Source organism: Liquorilactobacillus satsumensis DSM 16230 = JCM 12392, from assembly GCF_001435195.1.
Classification (GTDB): domain Bacteria; phylum Bacillota; class Bacilli; order Lactobacillales; family Lactobacillaceae; genus Liquorilactobacillus; species Liquorilactobacillus satsumensis.
Map to the genome: position 1 here is coordinate 159096 of NZ_AZFQ01000055.1, position 12371 is coordinate 171466.

14 protein-coding genes and 1 other annotated feature are annotated in these 12371 nt (G+C 37.3%); of the genes, 11 read left to right on the top strand and 3 right to left on the bottom strand.

What is annotated here, in order from left to right; genetic code table 11:
• Positions 1–205 precede the first annotated feature (205 nt).
• Entirely contained in the window at positions 206–397 is a 192-nt protein-coding gene (locus FD50_RS12215; protein ID WP_228888136.1) for a hypothetical protein, read from the top strand.
• Between the two features lie 28 nt (positions 398–425).
• On the top strand, positions 426–770 hold the full coding sequence (locus tag FD50_RS12220; protein ID WP_054757843.1) for a hypothetical protein: 345 nt from the start codon (positions 426–428) through the stop codon (positions 768–770).
• A 295-nt stretch (positions 771–1065) separates the two neighbouring features.
• Here the strand turns inward: FD50_RS12220 and FD50_RS12225 are convergent, their stop codons facing one another.
• Together FD50_RS12225 and FD50_RS12230 are read right to left on the bottom strand one after the other, a co-directional pair.
• Complete coding sequence (locus FD50_RS12225) at positions 1066–2217, bottom strand: amidohydrolase (RefSeq protein ID WP_056962042.1); 1152 nt, start codon at positions 2215–2217, stop codon at positions 1066–1068.
• A gap of 56 nt (positions 2218–2273) precedes the next feature.
• Positions 2274–2528 (bottom strand) — a binding site (T-box leader).
• A gap of 91 nt (positions 2529–2619) precedes the next feature.
• Positions 2620–3120, bottom strand: a complete 501-nt coding sequence (locus tag FD50_RS12230; protein WP_054757844.1) for a GNAT family N-acetyltransferase — start codon at positions 3118–3120, stop codon at positions 2620–2622.
• A gap of 111 nt (positions 3121–3231) precedes the next feature.
• Here FD50_RS12230 and FD50_RS12235 point away from each other — a divergent pair, with 111 nt between their 5' ends.
• The 5 genes from FD50_RS12235 to FD50_RS12255 all read left to right on the top strand — a co-directional run bounded on the left by FD50_RS12235 (position 3232) and on the right by FD50_RS12255 (position 7278).
• Positions 3232–3660: a MarR family winged helix-turn-helix transcriptional regulator gene (locus tag FD50_RS12235; protein WP_054757845.1), complete on the top strand. Its 429-nt coding sequence runs from the start codon at positions 3232–3234 to the stop codon at positions 3658–3660.
• Positions 3661–4020: 360 nt separating this feature from the next.
• Positions 4021–4950, top strand: coding sequence for an ABC transporter ATP-binding protein (locus FD50_RS12240; protein ID WP_056962043.1), 930 nt, complete (start codon positions 4021–4023; stop codon positions 4948–4950).
• The gene (locus tag FD50_RS12245) at positions 4947–5657 is read left to right on the top strand and encodes an ABC transporter permease (protein ID WP_056962044.1); all 711 of its coding nucleotides are present in this window, start codon (positions 4947–4949) and stop codon (positions 5655–5657) included. The genes FD50_RS12240 and FD50_RS12245 overlap by 4 nt, the downstream gene beginning before the upstream one ends.
• A 141-nt stretch (positions 5658–5798) precedes the next feature.
• Positions 5799–6395, top strand: coding sequence for a TetR/AcrR family transcriptional regulator (locus tag FD50_RS12250; protein ID WP_056962045.1), 597 nt, complete (start codon positions 5799–5801; stop codon positions 6393–6395).
• A 286-nt stretch (positions 6396–6681) separates the two neighbouring features.
• Positions 6682–7278, top strand: coding sequence for a muramidase family protein (locus FD50_RS12255; protein ID WP_054757846.1), 597 nt, complete (start codon positions 6682–6684; stop codon positions 7276–7278).
• Between the two features lie 359 nt (positions 7279–7637).
• Here the strand turns inward: FD50_RS12255 and FD50_RS12260 are convergent, their stop codons facing one another.
• A complete protein-coding gene (locus tag FD50_RS12260; protein WP_056962046.1) occupies positions 7638–8240 on the bottom strand; it encodes a nitroreductase family protein in 603 nt (200 codons plus the stop codon).
• A 294-nt stretch (positions 8241–8534) separates the two neighbouring features.
• Here FD50_RS12260 and FD50_RS12265 point away from each other — a divergent pair, with 294 nt between their 5' ends.
• From FD50_RS12265 to FD50_RS12280, 4 genes are read left to right on the top strand one after another with little or no spacing between them, the layout of a single operon-like run.
• Entirely contained in the window at positions 8535–10472 is a 1938-nt protein-coding gene (locus FD50_RS12265) for a BglG family transcription antiterminator (protein ID WP_056962047.1), read from the top strand.
• Positions 10462–10914 carry a PTS sugar transporter subunit IIA gene (locus FD50_RS12270; RefSeq protein WP_054756030.1) on the top strand — a complete coding sequence of 151 codons (453 nt, stop codon included), beginning with the start codon at positions 10462–10464 and terminating at the stop codon, positions 10912–10914. Before FD50_RS12265 ends, FD50_RS12270 begins: the two co-directional genes overlap by 11 nt.
• A gap of 1 nt (position 10915) precedes the next feature.
• Positions 10916–11236: a PTS fructose transporter subunit IIB gene (locus FD50_RS12275; RefSeq protein ID WP_056962048.1), complete on the top strand. Its 321-nt coding sequence runs from the start codon at positions 10916–10918 to the stop codon at positions 11234–11236.
• A 14-nt stretch (positions 11237–11250) separates the two neighbouring features.
• Positions 11251–12369 carry a PTS fructose transporter subunit IIC gene (locus FD50_RS12280; RefSeq protein WP_082610548.1) on the top strand — a complete coding sequence of 373 codons (1119 nt, stop codon included), beginning with the start codon at positions 11251–11253 and terminating at the stop codon, positions 12367–12369.
• Positions 12370–12371 lie beyond the last annotated feature (2 nt).

A 12371-nucleotide genomic window follows, 5' to 3' on the forward strand; every position in this document is an offset into this window, starting at 1 on the left:
TTTTTTGATTGCTAATGTGTAACCAAATGCCTAGCTAACGAAGGCTGAAGGTCGGTGAGCAGCACTTCTTTGAAACTAATAACCTTTGACAAAAGTGAATCTGAGTGTTAAATTTACGGTGTTCTCTTAAGCGAACGATTTTATGAGCTTTTATAAGAACGAATTGGCCAGCGGGCTTATATTTGCTGGAAACGGGGGGATGCTGATGGCAAGAAGAGCTTCTATCTATGCAATTTATCGTGGTGATTGTTTTATTGATGTAGGTACCCTGCCCGAATTAGCGCAACGAAATAAAATCGCAGTCGGAACCTTGCTTTTTAAGGCTAGTCCGACATATGCGCAGCGGACAAAATACGAGGGGACCGTCAGAGTATATAAAGTAAGGGAGTGCAGGTAGCACATTTATTTCAAAAGAGGTCAAAATCATGCAGAAATTGTGGAGTGCGAACAAAAACAAAGTGAGTTTCTGGATATCATTGGCAACATTTCTGCTTATTCTAGGTCTGACCTATGCCAAATTTAAATTGGCACTTTCTTTCACCACCACGGACATTACGTTAATGACGAGTGTCTTGGGTTCCTTTATTATTCTGATCGGCAACATCTTGAATAATAAAATTCTAGTTGAGGCTGGTCAGAGCATTCGCAGCGCGGAATTTGGAGAAAGAGTAGCTGAAACGACTCAAGCAGTAATTGCCGTTCAAGCAGAGCTTGTTAAGTTAAAGAAGACGCTTGAACAAAATGATAAAGGTCCTAAAAAACAAGTTTAGAGAAGGTGAAAGGTGAAAAGATATTTTAAGGGGCTGTGACAAAAGTTAAATTTTGTCACAGTCCCTCTTTTATTCCGGATAAACGTGTTCCATAAGTCAAATTTCTCCGTCTAACCTCGAATTAGCACTCAAATTTTCCCGACGTATGTCACACTCTCTTTTTAATTTTGAACTACACTAAAATAACGCAACCATAAAACGCCATAAATTTTCTGGTTGCGTTATTTTGGCAAAGCCGATGCGGATACCATGAGATTTAAGCAAATGGTGTTTGGTAATCTTTAGCTTAGCTAAGTTAGCTTTGCTGTGAGTCTGCCAAAACACTAAGCGCTGCTTTTTCGAAAAAAATGGCTCCTTGCAGCACAATTTTATCATCTGCTAAGAACTGTGAGTTATGTGCACTAATTTTTTCGTTATTGCCAATATTAATATAAACGCCTGGTATTTTAGCTTGGTAACATGCAAAATCGTCGCTTCCAAGTCTTTTTTCCTGTGGATAGATCGTGGCGCTGTTGTTTAACGCTTTTGCTAGAACTGATACAAGGTGCGGATCGTTATTAACTGAAGGATCGCCTGCATACCAATCAATTTCCGCCGTAACGCCGTATGCCTTGGCCGTATACTTAACAATTTCAAAAAAACGTTTCTTTACTTGAGTACGGACTACGGGATCAGCGGTCCGTACAGTGCCTTCGAAAAAGCTTTCTGCTGGTAAAATATTCCAAGTATTACCAGCAGCGACGTGTGTAATACTTAAGACGACGGCTGCAAAGGGATCTGTATTACGGCTGCTGATAGTTTGCAAAGCATTAATTTGCGCGCCCAAAGCAACGATGGGATCGCTCCCGTTTTGGGGGGCAGAAGCATGTGTACCTACACCATGTAAAAGGACCTTAAATTTGTCAATTGCGCCACTCACGACTCCTGCTCTAATGCCAAACTCTGTAGTTGAATAGTTGGGATTATTGTGAAAACCGATAATGGAACTGACGCCGTTGATTTGTCCATCAGCGATTACTTGTAAAGCACCTTCTTTGTCTTCTTCGGCAGGTTGAAAAATTAAGCGGACTCTTCCTGGAAGTCTTGATTCCTGTTGTTTCAGTAAAAACGCTCCTCCCAACAAAGCCGCAATGTGGGTATCATGTCCACAAGCATGCATTACATGAGGGTGCTTCGATGAAAAAGTAAGGCCCGTTGCTTCTTGAAGGGGTAAGCCATCCAGATCTGCACGTAAAGCGACAATGGGTCCTGAACCAGTGCCGATTTCAGCAAAGACCCCAGTGGGCAGAGCTGTTGGTAAGAGTCTGATGTTCCAGCTTTGCAAAATTTCTTTAATCTTTTTGGTAGTTTTAAACTCCTGCGTTGCCAGTTCAGGATATTCATGAAACCAGTGACGATAACTAATTAATTGTTTTTCAAGTTTATCGGTTACAAAGGTATGTGTCATCTAAATGCCCCTTTTAATTTATTTTGTAAAATAAAAAAGGCGTTCTTGGAAAAACTTCCAAGGACGTCTTGAGATACGTGCTGCCACCTTAAATTTATATTCGATTCACACCGAATAACTCTGCAAGTCCAACAACATTGCTGCTGTCAGACTCAAACACTGTAATGGGTGTTACCACTGGCATCTCGTACATGTACTTAATGTCAGATACTCCAAGACCATTTTCGTAAGGTCCTCAACATTCACTTTCAGCAAGGGTGAATTCTCTGGAGAAAAGGCTGCCTTACTACTTATCTTTTCATCGTTTTAACATTTATTTATAATTTAGAGTGAATTATAATTGATTATTTGCAAATGTCAACCATCTTTATGCTCTGTTTGCGAGAGAGTGTGTATAAATTGTTAAAAGTTCGAATCGGATGGTGACCTCAGTGATTTTAAATACCACGCGTCCATCGCGCAATGAGCTGAACCTGCAATTGGAGCAGTCAATAATTTAAACCCGAATTTTTCATATAAATTACAAGCAGCTTTTAAGTTATGTGTAGTCTCTAGATAGCAGCTGGTATAGCGAGAGCGGGCAAAAGTTAGCGCGGTCTCCATTAATTTTTTGGAAATCCCAAGCCCCTGCACAGCCGGAACTAAATATAATTTTTGCAACTCACAAATTCCAAGTTCCTGATTGAAGGGTGCAATGCCAATTCCGCCTACAATTTTGCCAGCTAACTCTACTACCCAATATTGCGCATTTTCCAAGTCGCGGTAGAACTCATACAACTGCCCTAACTGGGGGTCGAAATATGCGGTTCCTTTAATTGCCAGTCCCAGCGTTTTTAGAGAATCTTGAATGATTTTTTTCACGTCTGCATTATCGGCGTGTGTTATTTCTCGAATTTTTAGCATAATTAATAATCCTTCCTGCAAGCGGATTGAAATAAAGTTGACTAAGTCCACTTAATTGACGTAAAATTATCCTAGCATTTATATTGGACTTAGTCAACTAAAGGAGAAATTATGGACAAACAAGTTATTAAGGAGATTAGACAGTTTAATCGATTCTACTCTAAAATCCTTGGATTACTGAATAGCAGACTTACAAACACAAAGTATACGTTGACCGAGAGCCGGATACTATTTGAAATCGCAGCAAAAAATAGAGCGTGCTATGCAAACGATCTTGCTGCAGAGCTGAATATCGATAGAAGTTATCTGAGTCGGATTTTACGAAAGTTTCAAAAAGAAAAATTAATAACAAAACAAAAATCTTTAAATGATCACCGAAAAATTTTTCTTTATCTTACGGAGCATGGCAAACAGGTATTAGATGCAATTAATCAAGCCGCAGATAAGCAGATTATTAAAATGTTTAATAATTTGACGGATGATGAAGTAAATAACATTAAAAATTATATGGAAAAAATACAAAAAAAGTTGGCTAAGTAATTATTTAGGGTACGTGGGGGCCGCAAGTTCGAGATTATAAAACAAAACAAAGAGATAGGTCTGAGTCAAAATTCAACTTTTGACTCAGACCCTCTTTTATTCCGGATAAACGGGTTCCATAAGTCAAAATTCTCCGTCTAACTTCGAATTAGCACTCAAATTTTCCCGACTTATGTCACATTCTCGCGCTATTTATTTTTAAATGGATAGCTCAATTCTATAATTCATAAAACGGGGAATTACGCTCTAAAAATATAGAATATTGATACTGGACTATTGACAAGAAAATAAAGTTAGTGCATAATTCTTAATTGTAATTGGGTACTATAGTACCTTAAATTAAATATAAGGAGAATGCCGATGTATTCGATTTTAACTCACTCGATTTCAAAGAATTATAAAGGTTTTCAAGCGCTCAAGAATGTGAACTTAGCAGTTAAACCAGGTGAAATATACGGCTTTATCGGACTTAATGGGGCAGGAAAGACTACAATGATGCGCATGCTGCTTAATATGATTGAGCCCAGTGAGGGGCATGCCTTGATCTTAGGTCAGGAAGTCAGGCAAGTGTCACCATTATTTTGGAACAACGTGGGTTATTTGATTGAAACACCACATAGTTATCCCAACTTAACTGTTGCAGAGAACCTAGACTTATACGCAAGATTGCGGTTAATTCCAAGTTCAGTACGTGCACAACGAATTAAGGATTTAATGGATCAACTAGCACTAACTCCTTATAAAAATCGCTTAGTCAAAGAGTTATCGCTTGGAAATAACCAGAAAATCGGGTTAATAAAGGCTTTGATTCATCGACCAAAAATTTTGTTGCTAGATGAGCCAACTAACGGGCTTGATCCGGAAGGTCTAACGCATGTCAGACAATTGCTGATCCACTTAGCAAAAGATGAGGGTGTCACAATTCTAATTTCAAGCCATATTTTGAATGAGATGGAAAAAATGTTTACTGCGATTGGTATACTACACCACGGACAGCTGCTGCGACAGGAGAGTAGGGCAGAGTATCTGAAAAATGCACACCATCGATTATTGATTACATTTTCTTCAGTAGAAGAAGCAACTAAAGCTAAAAACATCTATGCACAAAAGCATATTGATTGGAGCGCAAGTGAGACGGTTTATCAACTGCGCTTAACAGCGCTTGAAGATTTAGCAGCTAAGCAACAGCTTTTAATAAGTAATGGAATTCTTCCGACTGAATGGCATGAAGAAGTTGAAAATATGGAAGAGTACTTTTTGTCAGTGTTAAGAAAGGCAGGTAAAAAATGAGATTTCAACAGCTTGTTAGCTTAAAAGTGATTATCTGGTTAGAGCTTAAAAAAATTATTAAAAGTCATTTGGTTGAGATGATTATCATGGGCTTGTTGTTTTTGGTATTGGTGCGCAGGGGAACTGATTGGGAAAATTACATTAATAATTCGTTGCTGTTTTTATTAGTCGTAGTCGGATCAGTTGGGTTTGGAATTTTAGCTAGTTGGGTGTTTGCTAGGGAATATACAGATGGCACATTTAAAGATCTGCTAGCACTGCCAGTTTCACGGGCAAATATCGTTTTAGGAAAATTAATCGCCATTGAAATAACAGAGTTAATGATTGTGGCTGTTTCGTTGCTACTAATTTTGATAAGCGGATATCTTATATTTGGTGTGGCACCGCGTGGCAGTTTACTGATAGCAGCATTGGCAAAGACTGAAGTGGCATTTATCTATGATGTTTTGCTAGCTTTTTTATGGCCATTGCTGGCATCACTCTTTAGAAGTGCATTATTGCCGATGTCTTTAGCTTTTATTAGTTTGATTATCGATGTAATGTTTGCCCCACAACAGATTGGTCAGTATATCCCGTGGGCTATCCCGGGTTTTTACTTGGCACATGCTGATTTGAATTTAGCCGCAAGTAAAATAATTATTTGTGCAATCGGATTTGTCGGGATTTATGGGACCATCTTTTTATGGAAACACCCACATAGAAGCTAAATTTTAGCTGCAGGTAACGAAAATAGCGCAAATTTCAGCAATAAAGAAACTGAACCATTTTACAGTTGAGTTTAAAAAAGTTAAGCTGAATAGAAAACAATTAGAAGCTAAAAGAACAGCTTTGAGGTGGAGGAATGTTGAATGGGAGAGCGCAGAAGGGGGAAAACCCTAGAAAATGCAATTCTCGCTGCAGTTTGGGTAGAATTGCAGCAGCAGGGGTATCAAAAACTGACGATCAGTGCGGTTGCAAAGCAGGCACAGACTAATAAAAATACGATTTACCGACGCTGGGAGAATAAGGTGGAATTAGTTTTTGCAGCTATTCAACAGCATGCGCCCAAGCTAACGTTGGCAACTCCTAATACAGGCAGTCTGGAGGGAGATTTAAAGCAACTGCTAGGCTTTTTAACACCTGTTTTAGAAACTGTTCCCCAAGAAACGTGGAAACAGTTGTTACCAGAGGCGCTATCAACGTTTTCCGCAGACGGTAATTACCTTAATGGACTGGTTAAGGCGATTAATGAAGACAATTTTATTACCCTTCAAGTTAAAAAAATTATTGAAAATGCCAGGAAGCGGCATGAACACGTTCGTAGCAGTGTTACGGTCGATCAACTAACCTTACCTGCATTACTGGTTGTGAATCAAATCTTGATTTCTGGGAGATTGGCTCAAAGTAAAATTGATTCTTTAGTCGATGAGATCTTGCTGCCAATTTATATAAAAGCAGCAAAATAAATTAAAACACAGATTAAAGACAGTCGTGACATATCTAATTTAATTTGGACAAAAAATTTATTTTTTTAGGATATTTATTCTTTATTTCAAAACCCATCCTTAATTTATGATTAGTTTTTTATTATTGATTGCTTATGGTTTGACTTATAATTGTGGCGCGTTACACTACTGGTAATGAAAGAGATTACAGTCGGGGGTGGTCTTACTCTGAGATGAAGCTTACCGCAATCAAATCAAGGCTACAAGGAAGTAGAAAGCTGAAATGCATAGATGGGGGTCAATCTTGATGAGGGAAAAAATAAAGTATAAAAAACAAACAACTATCCGATTTACTAAATTAAAAGCGGCCGTAAGCGCTGGACTTGTGTCGGGGACACTTCTTGCTTTCTCGGGGGTGGTTAATGCTGACACAAATTGGACTGCTAATTCACCGCAACAAATTGCAAATCAAATTACCAACACACAACAAATGTATACGATCCGTGCAGGTGATACCTTATGGGGAATTTCGACAGCACTCAAGACCAAAGGCACAAGCATTAGTGTAGCTCAATTGGCGGCGCTCAATCATATTCCGAATGAGAATTTAATTTACACTGGGAATTCGCTTAAATTCGCTGGTAAAACTATTATGCTGCCGCAACAATCTGTGGCACCAACGACCAATCAAACGGATAAGTCAGCTTTGGAGGCTAAATTAAAAGTAGCTAATGAATACCTTTATACTAATGGCATATATACTGAACAATCACTTGATAATTTGAGAAATGCCGTTTATCGCGGTAACGGGGTCATTAAAGCGGCTAATCCGACCCAGCAAGATGTTGATGCGGCGATTGCCAAGATTGAGCAAGGAATTAATAATTTACAAAAAATTCAGTAAAATTACTGATTGAGACCAACTGTAGGCAAAAGTAGCGGAAGTTTAAAATAGTGACCATTTTTGCTACGCCATCATAGATGAATCAAAGTGAACAGGGGCTGTGACAAAATTTAACTTTTGTCACAGCCCCGCTTTTATTCTGGATAAACGTGTTCCATAAGTCAAAATTCTCCGTCTAACTTCGAATTACTCATAGCAAAGTACTCGCTATGTTCGTAATTTCGAGTTAGCACTCTAATTTTCCCGACTTATGTCACACTCTCGTCCTTTTTGTTTTGTGTTTATATTTAAAGAAATAAGTAATTGCGATTGAGACTAATGCTTAGTTCGCAAGTATGCTTTGTCAAACCTGCCGCAATTTAACGTAAAACTCTGAATTGTTCGTTCTTAGATAATTTTTCTTTAGCAGGAGCTTCTTCCTCAATTGAACCAAAGTCCAGTTGTGCACGGAGCTTCCAATTAGCAGGGAACTGAAAGGCTTCTTTAACTAAATCGTCAATAATGGGGTTGTAATGCTGCAGATTGGCGCCAATTCCATTTTCTGCTAAAGCCACCCAAGTATTCGCCTGAACAGAACCAAGTGCTTGTTCTGACCAATCTTTGAAGTTCGCCGCGTAGAGCGGAATATCTTTTTCCAACTGAGCAACTTGATCAGTATCAATGAAGAATAAGATCGTCCCAAAAGCTGCCTTAAAGCTGGAAATTTTGGCGACTGTGTTTTTGTAGGCTTCTTCATTTGGAACTTCGCTCTTTAAACGTTTAATCACAATTTCCCAGAATTGATCGTGTTTTTCGCCAAAGAGAAAAGCAGCACGTGTCGTAACTACATTGAAAGAGTGCGGCGTTGCTTGCACTGTATCTTCCACCAGTTGGACAATTTCAGCTTGGCTGAATTTTACATCTTTACCTAAGGCGTATACTGAATGACGTTTTTCTAACAAATCTAAAAGCTTAGTTTCCATGTTTTTGAACACTCCTATCTTGTGAATGTTGTCATTATATCAACTTATTTTTAGTAAGTAAAGCTTGAATGGCAAATTTTTACAGAATTTAATTGAGTTCGCAAAGTCACTAATTTACCGGAATACATAACTATCTAAAATGAATCGCACTATGTATAACTAATATGTAACAGAGTCAGGAATTCAAAATTGATATCTAGAACTTCCATAATAAAGTGCACTTTAAAGTCGTTGTAAACGTTTTATAGTAAGATATACTCATAATTAAGGTTGCATTGGAAGGATGTGAACAAGATGATTAATCTAACCAAAAGACAATTGTCATTGATTAGAGTTCTACTGACCGTAAAGCAAACAACGGCTGGAAAACTAGCAAAACAACTGTCAGTCTCTTCTAAAACTATTTATAATGACTTGAAAATTTTGCAGCCGATCTTAGCGGAACAACTTATTTCAATTCATATTCAACCACGAAGAGGCATTTCGTTGACTGGATCAGTTGGAAATTATCAAAGAGTATTAAAAAAGCTTTCACAAAAATATACAATTCCCGATAGTGATCTTGATCGTCAAATGTATATTCTAGTTAAGCTTCTCCAGAACAATAGATTTTTTACATTGGAATATTTTTCAGAGCGATTGTTTATTGGAACAAAGACAATTGAAAGGAATTTAAAACAGCTAGATATTTTTTTAAAAGAAACTGGAGTGCGAATTGAAAGACATCCTAAAAAAGGAATAATCTTGATAGCGACTGAAAAGCAAAAAAGGAAAATGCTTTATAAAATATTGAATCTTCAATGGGGTGGTCACTGGTCTGTTGATGAACGGAAGACGCAACCAACTATTAATTATCAAGGAACATTAAATAATTCTTTTTTATCACAGGAAATTGTACAGCATCTTATTAAAATTGTTGATGATTTTTCAAAAGAAAAAAGAATTTCTTTTACGGATTATGCATTTCAATCCTTAGTAATTCATTTGGCAATTGCAGTTCAAAGAATTAGAGATGGAAATTCAATTATAAATACCAAGTCAATTTCTGAAAAAAAGATAGAAAATCAACTTAATAATGCACGTTACCTTGCAAGAATGATTGAGCAAAAGTTTAAATTAATTATTCCATCAGAAGAAATTGGATATATTCAAATCCATTTAATCGCTTCAAGTCCAAATAAACTAAATATTCAAATTACAGATCAGAAATTTGTTAATACTTTAAAGGAAATCTTATCAGTATTTGGATATGATCATGAATTATTAGTTGGTTTAAGTGTACATCTTTTTTCGGCGTTTAATCGCTTGAAGGCAGGAGCAACTATTACTAACCCATATACTCTAAGTATAAAAGAAAACTATACACGTGCTTTTGATGCTGGGATAGAAATTGCTAAATATTACAAATTGAAAAATTCAATTGAAATGAATGATGATGAAATTGCCTATCTTGCCCTTCATCTTGAGGCCTACTTAGAGAGAATGCGTGCTGAATCACAGCAACTAGACATTGTTCTTGTATGTAGTACAGGATTGGGGTCTGCACAGTTACTTGCAGCTAAAATTAGGAAAGAATTTCCTGATTTAAAGATTAATGGAATTTGGTCAGTGAATGATTTACGCGAAAAATCATTGGCAGGGATTGATCTAGTAATTAGCACAATTGAAATTAATATTGAAGGGATACGAACCATTCAAGTGTCACCAATTCTAAGAAGAGAAGAAATAGAGGGTATAAAAAACACTATTAAGAATTCGCATATAAGTAGGCAATCACAACAGCACGGTCTAGATAAATTAATCCAAAAAAAATTAGTTTTCACAGATATTGCAATTACAGACTTTATTGAGTTAATCAAATGGATGAGTCATCAATTGTATTTAATGGGCTATGCAAAAAAAGGCATAGCAGAAAGTGCCATCAAGCGTGAGCAACTTTCGAAAACTAGTTTTAAAGATTATGCGGTACCACACGCACAACCCGAGTTCATTATGAAACCTGTAGTTGCAGTTTGTATATTAAGGCAGCCCATTGAATGGGGAGCAAATCTTGTTTCTATAGTTTTCTTTTTTGGAATGACAGATACGCTTAGTCAGAAAGAAATTGATCCCATTTTTGATGATTTTTATAAAATTGTGAATAGTCAGCGTAGTCTTGATTCATTAATCAAAGCAAAAACAAACCACGACTTATTTATTAGATTAATAGGGGAGATTGAAAATGACAATTAAAATAGTGGATCCATTATTAGTCAGACTTAATTTGAATGTTTCTAGTAGAGAAGAGGTGATTGAAGAACTTGCTGCTCTTTATTATGAAAAAGGAATTGTAACAAATAAACAGAAATATATTGCAGCCGTTAATCAAAGAGAAAGTGATGGCACGACGGGAATCGGAGACGGGATTGCGATTCCGCACGGAAAGTCGAGCGTAGTATCGAAAGCTGCTGTGGCGGTAGCAAGTACAGCTAATCCGATTGACTGGAATGCTTTGGATGATAAGCCAGTCAAGTACATTTTTCTATTAGCAGTTCCAGAAAAAAGTGATAACACTCATTTAGAGCTACTTTCTGAACTAGCTGGGACTTTAATGGACGACGATGTACGTGAAAAATTAAAAAAAGTTACAAATGTATTAGATCTAGAGAAAATCTTTGAAAGTGAGGTAAAGTAAAATGACTAGAAAATTAATTGCAATTACAGCTTGTGCAACAGGAGTGGCACATACTTACATGGCCGAAAAGGCACTGATAAAAGGTGCAAAAAAAGAAGGGGTTTTGATTAAGGTTGAGACCCAGGGAGCAACAGGAATTGGACATCGTTTGACTACTCGAGATGTTGAGATAGCAGAAGCCGTTATTTTTGCAACGGATACTAAGGTAAGGGACAGCGAACGTTTTAAGGGACAATTGATATTACAAGTAAATGTAAGCGCTCCAATTAAAGATGCACAAAAGGTGATTGAGGATGCTTTAAAATTAGCTGACAAAAAATGAAGGGGTTGGAAGTTATGACGCTGAAAAAAATCGGCAAAGAATTAGAACAGCATATTATGACAGGAATATCTTATATGATTCCAATTGTAATTGCTGGAGCTGTTCTGATGGCAATCAGTCGTGTAGGCGCTTCTTTCTATGGAATTTCAGATATATGGGAAAGTAAGTGGGCTGATAGTGCAAATCTAATTATTCGCTTTTTAAATACAGATGACGGTTGGGGTGGTATGGCACTTGATTTAATGTTTCCAATCATTTCGGCTTATATCTCGTATTCTATTTCTGACAAGGGAGGGATAGCACCTGGAATTATTGGTGGTATGTTAGTAGCTAATATGAATGCTGGTTTTTTGGGTGCGCTAGCTTCAGGTTTGATTGCGGGCTATACCGTTAAGTTATTAACTGACAACATTCGGTTACCACAAGCTGCAAAATCTGTATTACCAGTGTTCATAGTTCCCGTTGTAGGAACTTTTATTACATTGTTTTTAATTCAATATGTGATTGGAGTCCCATTTGCAAGCATTAATACAGGGCTAGCTGCTTGGTTAAAAGGTTTAACAGGAACAAATAAAGTTTTATTAGCAGCAATTGTTGGTGGAATGGTTGGTTTTGATCTTGGAGGTCCAGTAAATAAAGCTGCTGTAACAACAGCTATGGCACTTCTTACTAGTGGTGTTTATGATCCCAATACAGCAGCTCAGGTTGCCATTATTATTCCACCTTTGGGTTTAGGGTTAGCAACTATTATAAATAAGCGAAAATTTAATCACGATTTGCAAGAAGCTGGCAACGCTTCTTTAGTAATGGGTTTGATTGGAGTTAGTGAGGGAGCAATTCCGTTTGCTGTAGAATCACCGTTAAAAGTTATTCCTGCAAATGTGATTGGATCTGCAATTGGCAGTGCATTGGCAGTTGGCCTAGGCGCAGTAAATCACGCACCAATTTCAGGCTTTTATGGATGGCTAGCTGTTGAAAAATGGTGGTTTTATCTGATTGGAGTCGCAGTTGGTACATTAATAGTTACTGCCTTAACACTGCTGTTAAGAAAAGAACAACCAATGGAAGATAAAGCTATTGAAGAAGAAAGCGACGAGGGTGATTATTTTACGGAAGACGAATGGGAGAGCTAGAT